This is a genomic window from Bradyrhizobium sp. USDA 3256 (assembly GCF_054058275.1).
Genome location: NZ_JBSSAE010000002.1, coordinates 3,148,404 through 3,160,948, shown reverse-complemented (window position 1 = coordinate 3,160,948; position 12,545 = coordinate 3,148,404). Strand labels below are relative to the sequence as shown.

Annotated in this window: 16 protein-coding genes; 7 read left to right on the top strand and 9 right to left on the bottom strand. The window is 65.1% G+C overall.

Features of this window, described 5'->3' with window-relative positions:
- Positions 1 to 69: 69 nt before the first annotated feature.
- Positions 70 to 945, top strand: coding sequence for a DMT family transporter (locus ACVWY5_RS16470; protein ID WP_028332085.1), 876 nt, complete (start codon positions 70 to 72; stop codon positions 943 to 945).
- A gap of 83 nt (positions 946 to 1,028) precedes the next feature.
- Here ACVWY5_RS16470 and ACVWY5_RS16465 read toward each other — a convergent pair whose 3' ends face one another.
- Entirely contained in the window at positions 1,029 to 1,268 is a 240-nt protein-coding gene (locus ACVWY5_RS16465) for a BrnA antitoxin family protein (RefSeq protein WP_021081279.1), read from the bottom strand.
- 18 nt (positions 1,269 to 1,286) lie between these two features.
- On the bottom strand, positions 1,287 to 2,261 hold the full coding sequence (gene cysK, locus ACVWY5_RS16460) for a cysteine synthase A (RefSeq protein WP_028332086.1): 975 nt from the start codon (positions 2,259 to 2,261) through the stop codon (positions 1,287 to 1,289).
- 224 nt (positions 2,262 to 2,485) lie between these two features.
- Between cysK and ACVWY5_RS16455 the strand changes: the two genes are divergently transcribed.
- On the top strand, positions 2,486 to 2,701 hold the full coding sequence (locus ACVWY5_RS16455) for a hypothetical protein (protein ID WP_028332087.1): 216 nt from the start codon (positions 2,486 to 2,488) through the stop codon (positions 2,699 to 2,701).
- A 9-nt stretch (positions 2,702 to 2,710) separates the two neighbouring features.
- Here the strand turns inward: ACVWY5_RS16455 and tgt are convergent, their stop codons facing one another.
- Positions 2,711 to 3,844 (bottom strand): tRNA guanosine(34) transglycosylase Tgt, encoded by a 1,134-nt coding sequence (tgt, locus tag ACVWY5_RS16450; RefSeq protein WP_028332088.1) that lies wholly within the window; start codon positions 3,842 to 3,844, stop codon positions 2,711 to 2,713.
- Between the two features lie 248 nt (positions 3,845 to 4,092).
- On the opposite strand from tgt, the gene ACVWY5_RS16445 reads away from it, so the two are divergent.
- The 3 genes from ACVWY5_RS16445 (at position 4,093) to ACVWY5_RS16435 (ending at position 6,946) form a co-directional block, all read left to right on the top strand.
- Positions 4,093 to 5,226, top strand: a complete 1,134-nt coding sequence (locus tag ACVWY5_RS16445; RefSeq protein ID WP_028332089.1) for a patatin-like phospholipase family protein — start codon at positions 4,093 to 4,095, stop codon at positions 5,224 to 5,226.
- 96 nt (positions 5,227 to 5,322) lie between these two features.
- Complete coding sequence (locus tag ACVWY5_RS16440; protein WP_028332090.1) at positions 5,323 to 6,072, top strand: TetR/AcrR family transcriptional regulator; 750 nt, start codon at positions 5,323 to 5,325, stop codon at positions 6,070 to 6,072.
- 256 nt (positions 6,073 to 6,328) lie between these two features.
- A complete protein-coding gene (locus ACVWY5_RS16435; protein ID WP_050384363.1) occupies positions 6,329 to 6,946 on the top strand; it encodes a PepSY domain-containing protein in 618 nt (205 codons plus the stop codon).
- 85 nt (positions 6,947 to 7,031) lie between these two features.
- Here the strand turns inward: ACVWY5_RS16435 and ACVWY5_RS16430 are convergent, their stop codons facing one another.
- Positions 7,032 to 7,160 (bottom strand): hypothetical protein, encoded by a 129-nt coding sequence (locus tag ACVWY5_RS16430; RefSeq protein ID WP_283087423.1) that lies wholly within the window; start codon positions 7,158 to 7,160, stop codon positions 7,032 to 7,034.
- A 118-nt stretch (positions 7,161 to 7,278) separates the two neighbouring features.
- Between ACVWY5_RS16430 and ACVWY5_RS16425 the strand changes: the two genes are divergently transcribed.
- Positions 7,279 to 8,316: an aspartate-semialdehyde dehydrogenase gene (locus ACVWY5_RS16425; RefSeq protein ID WP_028332092.1), complete on the top strand. Its 1,038-nt coding sequence runs from the start codon at positions 7,279 to 7,281 to the stop codon at positions 8,314 to 8,316.
- A 371-nt stretch (positions 8,317 to 8,687) separates the two neighbouring features.
- Here the strand turns inward: ACVWY5_RS16425 and queA are convergent, their stop codons facing one another.
- The 5 genes from queA to coaD form a co-directional block, all read right to left on the bottom strand.
- Entirely contained in the window at positions 8,688 to 9,764 is a 1,077-nt protein-coding gene (queA, locus tag ACVWY5_RS16420; protein WP_028332093.1) for a tRNA preQ1(34) S-adenosylmethionine ribosyltransferase-isomerase QueA, read from the bottom strand.
- Between the two features lie 125 nt (positions 9,765 to 9,889).
- Positions 9,890 to 10,354: a peptidylprolyl isomerase gene (locus ACVWY5_RS16415; protein WP_028332094.1), complete on the bottom strand. Its 465-nt coding sequence runs from the start codon at positions 10,352 to 10,354 to the stop codon at positions 9,890 to 9,892.
- Complete coding sequence (locus ACVWY5_RS16410) at positions 10,330 to 10,767, bottom strand: hypothetical protein (RefSeq protein ID WP_028332095.1); 438 nt, start codon at positions 10,765 to 10,767, stop codon at positions 10,330 to 10,332. Before ACVWY5_RS16410 ends, ACVWY5_RS16415 begins: the two co-directional genes overlap by 25 nt.
- A gap of 5 nt (positions 10,768 to 10,772) precedes the next feature.
- A complete protein-coding gene (locus ACVWY5_RS16405) occupies positions 10,773 to 11,336 on the bottom strand; it encodes a peptidylprolyl isomerase (RefSeq protein ID WP_028332096.1) in 564 nt (187 codons plus the stop codon).
- A gap of 45 nt (positions 11,337 to 11,381) precedes the next feature.
- Complete coding sequence (gene coaD, locus ACVWY5_RS16400) at positions 11,382 to 11,879, bottom strand: pantetheine-phosphate adenylyltransferase (RefSeq protein WP_028332097.1); 498 nt, start codon at positions 11,877 to 11,879, stop codon at positions 11,382 to 11,384.
- 267 nt (positions 11,880 to 12,146) lie between these two features.
- Between coaD and ACVWY5_RS16395 the strand changes: the two genes are divergently transcribed.
- On the top strand, positions 12,147 to 12,404 hold the full coding sequence (locus ACVWY5_RS16395; protein ID WP_028332098.1) for a hypothetical protein: 258 nt from the start codon (positions 12,147 to 12,149) through the stop codon (positions 12,402 to 12,404).
- Positions 12,405 to 12,545: the final 141 nt, after the last annotated feature.

The window sequence follows — 12,545 nt, the reverse complement described above, 5'->3', positions numbered from 1 at the left end:
AGAATTGCGCGTTGCAAATTCATGGCAGCTCGCCGATACCGGGCACCCCTCCTCGGTTCGTTCCTCGTCATGGATCGCACGCCCTCAAAAACCCGCGCAGCATTGTGGATGTCCGGCTGGCTCGCGCTGATGCTGATCGTGGCGGTGGCCGGCCGCGAGGCGACGCGCGAGGTCAACGTCTTCCAGCTGATGGCCGTTCGCGGCGTGCTCGGCTTCGCGATGCTCTATCCGCTGATCCACATGAATGGCGGGTTTGCGATCGTGAAGACGGCACGGGTGCACGTCCATATCGCGCGCAACCTGATCCATTTCTGCGCGCAGCTCGGCTGGTTCTTTGCGCTGACATTGATCCCGATCGGCCAGGTGGTCGCGATCGAGTTCACGATGCCGATCTGGACCGCGATCCTTGCGGCGAGCTTTCTCGGCGAGCGGATGACGCGGTGGAAGATCGTCGCGATCGTGCTTGGCCTGGTCGGCGTGTTCGTGATCGTGCGGCCGGCGGCCGGCGCGATCAATCCGGGCCAGCTGATCGCGCTCGCCGCGGCGGTCGGCTTCGGCATCTCGGTCGCCGTGGTCAAGTCGCTGACGCGGACCGAGCAGACGCTGACGATCATGTTCTGGATGCTCGCGGTGCAATCGCTCGCGAGCATCGGGCCTGCGCTCTACGTCTGGACCTGGCCGCCGCTCTCAACCTGGGGCTGGCTCGCCGTGATCGCGTTCTGCGGCACGTTCTCGCACTATTGCATGGCACGCGCCCTGCTCCACGCCGACGCCACTGTCGTGATCCCGATGGATTTCGTCCGCGTGCCGCTGACGGCGATCGCCGGCTGGCTGATCTATGCCGAAAGGCTCGATGTCTACACCGTGCTCGGCGCGGCCATGATCCTGGCCGGCAACCTCATGAACCTGAAACCGACCGCAAGGAAGCCGGCGCGCGGGAGGTGACGCTCGCGCCGCAGCCAGCGCGGCCGCGCCCCGCCCGCCAAAAAGCCCGGGGATCGTCCCGGCCTCCTGGTTTCGAAAGCGTGTTACTTTCCGGCGGCCTTGCGCAACGCCGCGTTGATGCGGTCCTGCCAGCCGGGGCCGCCCTCCTGGAAATACGCCAGCACGTCCTGATCAATCCTCAGCGTGACCTGCTCGCGGACGCCGGGGACAGCGACGGTCTTTGGCACCGCGTCCGCGACCTTGGTGGTGGCGCGCTTGAACGCCGCCTCGGCTTCGCTGCGGGCATCGTTCAGGGTTCGCGGTCGCCTCGGCTGGTCAGCCATATGCTGGATTCCTGTGTCTCAGATTCCTTCAAACAGTACCGTCGAGAGATAGCGCTCCGAGAACGACGGCACAATCGCCAGAATGGTTTTGCCGGCCGCTTCCGGCCGCTTGCCGATCTGCAAGGCGGCAGCGATCGCGGCACCCGACGAGATACCGCCGGGGATGCCTTCATTGCGCGCCAGTTCGCGCGCGGTCTCGATCGCGGTCGCGCTGTTGACCTTGACGATCTCGTCGATCACGGAGCGGTCGAGGATCTCAGGGATGAAGCCCGCACCGATGCCCTGGATCTTGTGCGGCGTGTGCTGGCCGCCCGACAGCACCGGGCTCTCTTCCGGCTCCACCGCGACGACGCGCAATGACGGCTTGCGCGGCTTCAGCACCTGGCCAACGCCCGTGATGGTGCCGCCGGTGCCAACGCCGGCGACGAAGTAATCGATGTTGCCGCCGGTGTCGTTCCAGATCTCCTCGGCGGTGGTGCGGCGATGGATCTCGGGATTGGCGAGGTTCTTGAACTGCTGCGGCATGACAGCGTTGGGCGTCGTGCGCACCAATTCTTCTGCGGTCGCGATCGAGCCCTTCATGCCCTGCGCGGCCGGGGTCAGCACAATCTCCGCACCGAGAAAGGCCAGCATCCGCCGTCGCTCGATCGACATCGATTCCGGCATGACGAGCTTGAGCCGATAGCCGCGCGAGGCCGCGACATAGGCAAGCGCAATCCCGGTGTTGCCCGAGGTCGGCTCGATCAGCACGGTGTCGGCGTTGATGATGCCGGCCTTCTCCATCGCCACGATCATCGCCGCGCCGATGCGGTCTTTCACGCTGGCCGCCGGATTGAAGTATTCCAGCTTGGCGAGGATCGTCGCGTTGACGCCAGCCGCCTGCGGCAATCTGCGCAGCCGCACGATCGGCGTGGAGCCGATCGCATCGACGATGGAGTCAAAGACGCGGCCGCGTCCGGGTTGCACTGCACTCGTTGTCGACGGCGCGTCCATCAAGCGGCTCCTGTAGCGGATGTGCTGGGAATATGCGGTCTTGTCTCATTAGAAGCAGCGCACCATGGCGCGCAAGTGAGAAACCGCCGCAATGCGAATTCGTTGCATCGCAAAATAGAACCTGCGCAAATAACGTAAAACCTACGCATTTGTGTTGCGACAAGGTCAAACAAATGGGTTTATATACTTTCGTCAGGTGCAGCTCAGAACGCAAAGGAGGTCACATGCCAGCTCTCGCTGAAGTTCTGTCGACCACAGCGTCCAGGCCCGATCCGCGCGGCTGCGATTTGCCGACCTGTCCGGTGTGTGCGGACTCCATGGTGGCGGCGGAAGCGTCCGCGTACCTGTTCGACAATCTGATCAGCTATCTCTGGACCTGCGACAATTGCGGTTACGGGTTCGTTACCAAACACGCGGTGAAACCGATCGTGTGCAACTGATCACACAGCTCATCTTGGAGCGATGTCACCGCGCGCCCAACCGGCGCGCGTTTTCGTTCTGAAGTCCTCGAACGTGCCGTTCGCCACCGCATCGCGGATGCCCTGCATCAGCTGCTGGTAATAGGCGACGTTGATTTCGGACAGCAGCATTGCCCCAAGTGTTTCGCCCGACCGCACCAGGTGATGCAGATAGGCGCGCGAATAGCCGTTCGCCGCCGGCCACGGGCTTTCTTCATCGAGCGGACGCGGATCGTCGACGTGCCGGGCGTTGCGCAGGTTGATCTGCCCGAAGCGGGTGAACGCCATGCCGTGGCGTCCGTTCCGTGTCGGCATCACACAGTCGAACATGTCGACGCCGCGCGCCACCGCCTCGAGGATGTCCTCCGGCGTGCCGACGCCCATCAGATAACGCGGCCGATCGACCGGGAGCGCCGGCGCGGTCTCTTCGATCATCGCCAGCATGACCGCCTGCGGCTCGCCGACCGCGAGGCCTCCGATCGCGTAACCGTGAAAGCCGATGCCAGTCAGCCCGCGCGCGCTGGCGTGTCGCAGATCCGGGACGTCGCCGCCCTGCACGATGCCGAACAGCATGTAGCCGTCGGGCGCCGCTTCAAACGCGCGCTTGGAGCGCTCGGCCCAGCGCAGCGACAGCTGCATCGCGCGCTCGATGTCGGCGCGTTCCGCCGGCAACCGCACGCATTCGTCCATCTGCATGGCGATGTCGGAGCCGAGCAGCCGCTGCACCTCGATCGAGCGCTCCGGCGACAGCTCGACCTTGGTGCCGTCGATATGCGAGCGGAAGGTCACGGCCTTCTCGGTCACCTTGCGCAGCTCCGACAGCGACATCACCTGGAAGCCGCCGGAATCCGTCAACATCGGGCCGCCCCAGCCGGTGAAGCGCTGCAGGCCGCCAAGCCCGGCAATGCGCTCGGCGCCGGGACGCAGCATCAGGTGATAGGTGTTGCCGAGCACGATATCGGCGCCGGCATCGCGCACCTCGCGCCAATGCATGCCCTTCATCGCGCCCGCGGTGCCGACTGGCATGAAGGCGGGCGTCCGCACGAGGCCGTGCGGCGTGGTCAGGCGCCCGGTGCGGGCGGCGCCGTCGGTTGCCAGCAGCTCGAAATGATTGGGAAGATTCATGCGGCTGCTTATTGCGTGTCGCCGGTGCCCGATCAACCCGTCGGATAACGGCCCTCGCGCGACTTCGTGAACACGGACAACCGGCCGGACGCTTGCCTTGCATCATCAGCTAGCTTAAACAAAACGAAACCGTGTCGTTTTATGACGACAATATGGCAACCGGCTCCCCGCAGCGACGTCGATCCGCGAACGTGACTGGCAGAGATGGTCTTACCCCTAGCGTCCGGCCCGCCGGCGCCGGCCCTTGGATGACGGCTGCCTGCGCGATCCGGCAGGCGGTGCTGCTGTGCGGCCTCGCCCTAGCGCTTTCGGCCTGCAGTTCGCTGCCGCGGATGCCTTACACGGCCGCCGACGCCGCCAATTCCCGCGTGCTCGATCTCGATGGGCTGCGCCGCTATGCCGACGAGCCGGCATCAAAATTCAAGCTCGAGAAGCGCAGCGTCGCGCCGATCACGAGTTATCTCGCCCTCTCGGGCGGCGGTGCCGACGGCGCCTATGGCGTGGGCGTCCTCAACGGCTGGACCGCGGCCGGCAACCGCCCGGCCTTTTCGGTCGTCTCCGGCGTCAGCACCGGCGGACTGATTGCGCCCTTTGCCTTCCTTGGCCCGCGCTACGACGACACGCTGAAGGAGGTCTACACCTCGGGCATCGCGGAAAGCCTGCTGCAGGATCCGAGCCTGATGCGGGTGCTGTTCGGCTCCGGGCTGTTCGGCAACAAGCGGCTGCGCGAACTGGTGGCGCGCTACGTCGGTCCGGAGATCCTGAGCGAGGTGGCGCACGAAAACGCCAAGGGCCGAAAGCTCCTGATCGTCACCACCGATCTCGACACCCAGCGCACGGTAATCTGGGACATGGGGCGAATCGCCGCCGTCGGAACGCCCGAGGCGCTACAGCTGTTTCGCGACGTGATGGCCGCCTCCGCCAGCATCCCGCTGGTGTTTCCGCCGATCATGATCGACGCCGAGGGCCAGGGCCGCCGCTTCCAGGAGATGCATGTCGACGGCGGCGTGACCGCGCCGGTGCTGACATTGCCGGATGCGCTGCTGTTCCGCGAGCGCGGCTGGCCCGCCAACAGCCGTATGAACATCTACATCCTCGTCAACAAGAAGCTCGAGGGCAACTTCGAGCTGGTGTCGAACTCGACGATCGACGTCGCCTCCCGCAGCATCTCCGCGATCACGCAGGCGCAGACGCGCTCGGTCATCCTCTCGACCTATGACTTCGCCCGACGCAACCGGCTGGGTTTCCATCTGTCCTACATCGAGCGTGACTATCCGGCGCCGGAAACGCAGGGCTTCGACACCGCCTATATGCGCGCGCTCTACCAGTACGGATACGACAAGGCCGCCGCCGGGCAGGCCTGGACCGCGACGCCGCCGTAAGCGGCCTGCTCCCGGTACCGCCGAATGGACGAATCCGCTCGGCGCGGGTTATAGACCGGACGGACCCGTCCGACGCACAACGAGATGAATGGGCAAATGGGATTGACCGCAACCAAGGCCAAGGTGGCCAAGCGCGGCGTGATCAAGTCACGCGGCGGCCGGCCGACGCGGGACGCTGCGATCGAGCGCGACCAGCGGCTGATCGAGGTCGCCACCCGCCTGTTCCTCGAGCGCGGCTTCGATGCGACGTCGATCGACGCGGTGGCCGAGGCCGCCCGCGTCAGCAAGCCCACCGTCTACGGTCAATATGGCGACAAGCGCGGCCTTTTCGCCGCGGTGCTCCGCCGCGAGATCGCCCGCTGGCTTGCCCCGCTCGCCGCCGCGGCGGCCGAAGCGCAGGCCGGCGGCAACTGCGACGGTTCGGTCGAGGAACGGCTGACCGAGCTCGGGCGTCAGTTGTTGGTGCTGAACTGCAGCGCCGACTCCATCGCCTTCAGCCGGATCCTGACCGCGCAGGCAATTAATTTCCCCGAGGTCGCCAAGCTGGCCGTCGACGAAGGCTGGTCGAAAGCGGTGTCCACCACGGCGGATTTCTTCGACCATCTGGTCGACAAAGGCGCCCTCGACCTCGAGGACACCACGATCGCGGCCGAGACATTCCTCAACATGGTGGTCGGCCACACCCACCGGATGGCGACATTCGGAACTCCGATTGACATGAAGACCGCCGAGACCCGGATGGAAGTCTCGATCCGGCTGTTTCTCGCCGGCGCCGTCGGGCCGCAGGACCGGCTTCGCGATGCGGCCAAAGAAGCGACGAAGGCGCGCCGCCGGCCGGCCCGCTGACAGGATCGTTGCATCGCCTCACACGTTGTCGTGATGAGCCTTGAAGGAAACAGAACGAAACCGTATTGTTTAGTTGCAATGAGACGCGAGACCCAAGTTCAGCCCCCCAACGGTTTCGTGTCGCCTTGTAACTTCGATCGTCACGACGGAGCTGCCGCCATCGCTCCGTCTGAACGTTCGGCGGCCGACCTCTGACTAACAAAGGTCGGCCGCACTTTCTCTGCCCGGGCGGCGGTTCGACGCGACGGATGCGACCATGACGACGGGACGATTACACGCACTGCGGCATTGGGCATTCGGCACGCGGCTGCTGGCAACCGCGCTCATTGCCCTGCCCTTCGCGACGCCGGCGCACGCGATCACGAGCTCGACGGCCGCAGCGCTCACCCCGCAGGACAACGACACCGCGCTCGACGCGCACACGGTTCGCCGCGAGCTCGACAGCTTCCAGGCGGCCCAGATCTCGCTGCGCAAGGCGATGGCGATTGCGGAGGCGCTGCATTCCGGTTCGATCACCGCCGACATCAGCTTCGACGGCGCGTCGGAGCCCGCGGTCTACCGGGTCAAGACCATGCAGCAGGACCGCATCTGGCGGCACGCCATCGACGCGGCGACCGGCGAAGTGGTGGGTGGCGAGGCCGCCGCGCCGCTGAAGTCGCTCGGCGCCGAAGACCGTGACAACCTCGTCGTGCTCAAGGCGCTCCGGCATCGCCTCGCCGACGCCGTGCGGGTGGCCGAGCGCACGACCTCCGGGAAGGCGATCAGCGGCGGCCTGATGCGCGAACGCGGCAAGCTCAATTTCGTCATCGTCGTGCTCGCCGGCAGCGACCTGAAAGAGGTGATCCTCGAACCGCCCGGCGCGCGCAGGCGCTGAGGCCAAGAGCGTTTTTGAGCGAAGCGGACAGCAGTTCGCGTGAAGAAAGCGCGTCAAAACAAGAAGCTAGAGCTTCGGTTCTGATTCAATCAGAACCGAAAATGCTCCAGGCGGGCATCGCCAAGTTTTCGCCCAAAAGCCGTTGACGGACGCCGATCTGTCCCGCATAAGTCCGAGCCATGATCACCGCGACCAAACGCACCAGCAAAACCACCAAGCCCTCCGGGGCCTCGGGAGGCGTGCGCGCGTAGTCGGTCGAACCGCATCATCTCTGCCCGAAGCCCCGCCTGATGAAGGTCCGGGGCTTTTTTGTTGCCTGAAATAGAACTCGAATGGAGGACAAAGTGAGTAACGATCCCGTCGTCGCAATTGTCGGCGTCACCGGCGCCGTCGGCGCCGAATTCATCGCCACCATGGACAAGCGCGGCTTCCGCGTCGGCAAGCTGAAGGCGCTGGCGAGCGCCCGCTCGGCCGGCAAGACCGTCAGCTTCCGCGGCAAGCCGGTCGTGATCGAGGAACTGACCGAGCGCGCCTTCGAGGGCGTCGACATCGCGCTGTTCTCGGCCGGCAGCGGCATCTCCAGGAAGTTCGCGCCGCTTGCGGTGAAGTCCGGCGCCGTCGTGGTCGACAATTCCTCGGCGTTCCGGATGGATCCGAACGTTCCGCTGGTGATCCCCGAGATCAACGCCAACCGCATCCGCGACCACAAGGGCATCATCGCCAACCCGAACTGCGCCGCCATCACCGCCCTGGTGCCGCTGTGGCCGATCCATCAGAAGAACCGCATCAAGCGCGTGATCATCTCGACCTACCAGGCCGCGAGCGGCGCCGGCGCAGCCGCGATGGAGGAGCTCGTCGAGTCCACCCGCGCCAATCTGAACGGACAGGTCTACACCCCGAAGGTGATGCCGCACCCCTACGCCTTCAACCTGTTCAACCACAACACCGCTGTTGATCCGGAGACCGGCTACAACGACGAGGAGACCAAGGTCATCAAGGAGACCCACAAGATCTTCGAGGACGAGAAGATCGCGGTCGGCGTTACCTGCGTGCGGGTGCCGGTGCTGCGCGCGCATTGCGAGGCGATCACCTTCGAATGCGAGAAGCCGATCACCGAGGACCAGGTGCGCGCGATCATGGCGCAGGCGCCGGGCGTCAAGGTCGTCGACGATCGCGCCAAGAACTACTTCCCGATGCCGATCGACGCCTCCGGCCAGGACGACGTGCTGGTCGGCCGCATCCGCAAGGACCTCAGCGACCCCAGCGGCCACTCGATCTCGATGTTCGTCGCGGCCGATCAGCTGCTCAAGGGCGCCGCCCTCAACGCGGTGCAGATTGCCGAGTTGCTCCCTGAGCGTGCGATGGCGTGAATGTAAGGACCGTCATCCTGAGGGCCCCCCGCGCAGCGGGCGTCTCGAAGGATGCATCGACCCCAGTGGGGCCGTCGCCCTTCGAGGGCCGCTGAAGAAGCGGCCACCTCAGAGAATGTGAATATATGGCGGAGGAGCGGTGCCAAACATTCAATGTCGTCCCGGCGAAGGCCGGGACCCATAACCACCGAAGGCCATTGTTGCGCAGGGCTGGGGCCACAGCCTTCCTCAACAATTAAACCCTGTGGTTATGGGTCCCTGCTTTCGCAGGGACGACGTCGGACATGTTGTCCCGCCTTCAGTCCCGTCATCCTTCGAGGCTCGCTCCGCTCGCACCTCGGGGTGACGGCGACAAAGTTGAGCTCGCTTAACTACCTGCCTGCGCGAAACAGCAAGCACGCATCGCCGTACGAATAGAACCGGTAGCCGTTCCTGATCGCATGGGCGTAGGCGCCTTGCATCGTCTCGAGGCCGGAGAAGGCCGAGACCAGCATGAACAGCGTCGAGCGCGGCAGATGGAAGTTGGTCAGCAAAATATCGACCGCGCGGAAGCGGTAGCCCGGCGTGATGAAGATCGAGGTTTCCGCCGCAAACGGCTGGATGGTGCCGTCGGCATTGGCGGCGCTTTCCAGCAGCCGCAGCGACGTGGTGCCGATCGCGACGATCCGGCCGCCCTTTGCGCGCGCGGCATTCAAGGCGGAAGCAGTCTCGGCGGTGACGCAGCCCCATTCGGCATGCATCTTGTGCTCCGAGGTCTCCTCGGTCTTCACCGGCAGGAACGTCCCTGCCCCGACATGCAGCGTCAGGCGGTGCAACTGGACGCCGCGGCTCCTCAGCGCGGCCTCCAGCGCCGGCGTGAAATGCAGCCCCGCCGTGGGCGCGGCGACCGCGCCCTCATTGGCGGCGAACATGGTCTGGTAGTCGCTGACGTCCTTCTCGTCAGGCGTGCGCTTGGAGGCGATGTAGGGCGGCAGCGGCGTGGCGCCGACATCGGCGATCGCCTGGTCGAGCACCGGACCATGGAACGAGAATGACAGCGTCACCTCGCCCTCCTGCCCCTTCGCCTCGACCTCTGCATCGAGATTGCCGAGCAGGCAGACCCTGCCCTCATTGCCGAAGCGGATGGTGTCGCCGGGGCTGAGCTTCTTCGCCGGCTTCACCAGCGCCTGCCAGCGCGAGCCGTCGAGCCGCTTGATCAAGGTCGCCTCGATCTTCGGCTCGGTGTCGCGCCCGATCCGGCGGCCCTTGAGCTGCGCCGCGATCACCTTGGTGTCGTTGACGACGATCTGATCGCCCGGCTCCAGCCACTGCGGCAGGTCGGCGATCGAGGCGTCGCGCAGCACGCCTTCCGGATGCACCACCAGCATCCGCGCGGCATCGCGCGGGCTCGCGGGGCGAAGCGCGATGCTTTCCGGGGGTAGTTCGAAGTCGAAGAGGTCGGTGCGCATCTTACTCAGCAACGTCGTTCCGGGGCGATGCGACAGCATCGAACCCGGAACCTCGAGATTCCACAATGCGCGATTGCGCATTGGGGTTCACGCTTCGCGTGCCCCGGAATGACGGAGTGTTTGACTTACGTCGCGTCGACGGCCATGCGCGCCTTGACGATCTTGTCCGGATCCTTCACCGGCTCGCCGCGCTTGATCTTGTCGACATTCTCCATGCCCTCGGTGACCTTGCCCCAGACGGTGTACTGGCCGTTGAGGAACGAGGCGTCGTCGAAGCAGATGAAGAACTGGCTGTCGCCGGAATCCGGATTGGCGGCGCGGGCCATCGAGGCGGTGCCGCGGACATGCGGCTCCTTGTTGAATTCGGCCTTCAGCTTCTTGCCGGAGCCGCCCATGCCGGTGCCCTGCGGGCAGCCGGTCTGCGCCATGAAGCCGTCGATCACGCGATGGAACACGATGCCGTCGTAGAAGCCCTCGCGCACCAGCTCCTTGATCCGCGCGACGTGGCCGGGCGCGAGATCCGGGCGCATCTCGATCGTGACCGGGCCCTGCGTGGTTTCGAGGATCAGAGTATTTTCGGTAGCAGCCATGCTCGCTTCTCCTGGCTTCGGGGTGGATACTTCTTATTCCTGAACGGGATTGCGAATGGACGGCCGGCGACCGCGCCGCCCAGGCTCTCGGTAAATGGCAACGGCGTGCAGCGTTGCAACGTCTCCATCACCGCGATCCGGTACGCAATCCGGTCGTTGTCGGTCGCCTCCTGCGATTCATAGCTGATCCTGGGATGTCCGAGGATTGCGCCCTCGCGGTTGAAGCTGACAATGACGGTGATGTCGATCGGGCCGGCCTTCTCCGCCGGCGGCGGCCGCCAGCAGCGGTGGATGGCAAGAACAACGTCCTTGATCGTATTGAGTTGCTCCGGCTCGGCCTGCACCGGTACGGCCAGCGTCAGGCAAACCAGCGGCGCGGCGAACCAGGCGAGTGGTTTGCAGCGCGCCGCCATGCGGATCACTTGATGTCGGATGCGACCTGCACCTTCACCATCTTGTCGGGATCGGTGACGGCTCCGCCAGGAGAGCCCGCAGACGCCTTCTTCAGCTTGTCGACCACGTCCATGCCCTGCACCACCTCGCCGATCACGGTGTACTGGCCGTTCAGGCTCGGTCCGTCGGCGAACATGATGAAGAACTGCGAATTGGCGCTGTCGACGCTGTCGCCGCGCCGGGCCATGCCGACGATGCCGCGCTTGAACGGGACCTGGGAGAATTCCTGCTTCAGGTTCGGATATTTCGAGCCGCCGGTGCCGTTGAAGTTCTGGCCGTCGCCGGTCTGCGCCATGAAGCCGTCCATCACGCGATGGAACGGCACGTTGTTGTAGAAGCCCTCGCGCGCCAGCTGCTTGATGCGCTCGGCATGCTTGGGCGCGATGTCGGTGCGCAGCTTGATGACGATGCGGCCCTTGGTGGTGTCGATCACGATCGCATCGGCCTTGTCGAGATTGGCCGGCAGCGGCTGCGCGACCGCGGGCACGACGCAGAGCAGCGCGGCAACGAATGCAAGAATGCGGATCATGGCAACTCCGGAGCTTTAACGTTGAGGTGTGGCAGGCCGCCGGGATCAGCCGGCGAACTTGGCCTTCAGGCTAGCTGCGACCGATGACGGCACGAATGCAGAGAAGTCGCCGCCCATCTGGGCGATTTGGCGCACCAGTGTGGCGGTGATCGGGCGGACCGCAACCGACGCCGGAACGAATACGGTATGCACCTCGGGCGCCATGGCCTCGTTCATGCCGGCAAGCTGCATCTCGTAATCGAGATCGGTGCCGTCGCGCAGGCCGCGAATCATCAGCGTGGCCTTGGCCGCGCGCGCCGCTGCGACCGTGAGATTGTCATAGGTTGCGCTTTCGAAGGCGCAGCCCGCCTGCTGGGCGATGGGGTCGAACACCTCATGGACCATGGCCAGCCGTTCCTCGATGGAAAACAGCGGCTTCTTGCCGGGATGGACGCCAATGGCGACGATCAGGCGGTCGCAGAGGAAGACGGCCTGTTTCACCACGTCCAGATGGCCGTTGGTGACGGGATCGAAGGAGCCGGGATAGATCGCGATACGGGACATGGTCCCTCCTAACCCGCCCGGCTCTCCCCGGCAAGCCGCCCGGGTTCCATCGCCCGCTCGAAACAAATTTCCAGTCGTCCAGTGAACGAGTCCTGGGATGCCAGCGTCTACGAGGGTGAATGTTTCGTCGGCCGTTGGCGGACGAAACAGAAGCGGTCCGCGACGAAACCATTTCGCGGGGCGGCGAAGACACCAGGAAACTTGCGGCCGGTAGACATTGGACAACGAAACGACGGGCCCGGGCGGCCCGATCAACTGGGGACCGTCATGATCAAGGCACTTTCCGCCATCGCTGTTGCCGCGTTCATTGCCGCTGCGCTCACCGTGCTGCCGGGCTTTGCGCCGCAGGTCGAAGCCTCCACGCCGCAGCCGCTGGCCAAGAGCGACCGTCTCGACGTCCACCCGGTCGGCAAGGACTGCTCGCAGCAAGCCTGGCCGAACTTCGAGGCCTCGTGCCTGCGCAGCGCCGGCAACAAGACGGCGGTTCGCGAAGCCCGCCTGGTTACCGCCGACCGTACCCCGTAGCCCGCATTCAATCGAACTCCCTCGTAAGCCTGGCGTAAGGTCAGGCCGTCACACAAAACCCAATGGTAATTTGCGACGTCCCGTCGCAGACTATCGTCTAAGGCGCCCGGCCGGATGATCCGGCGGGCGCAGCCATCGGGG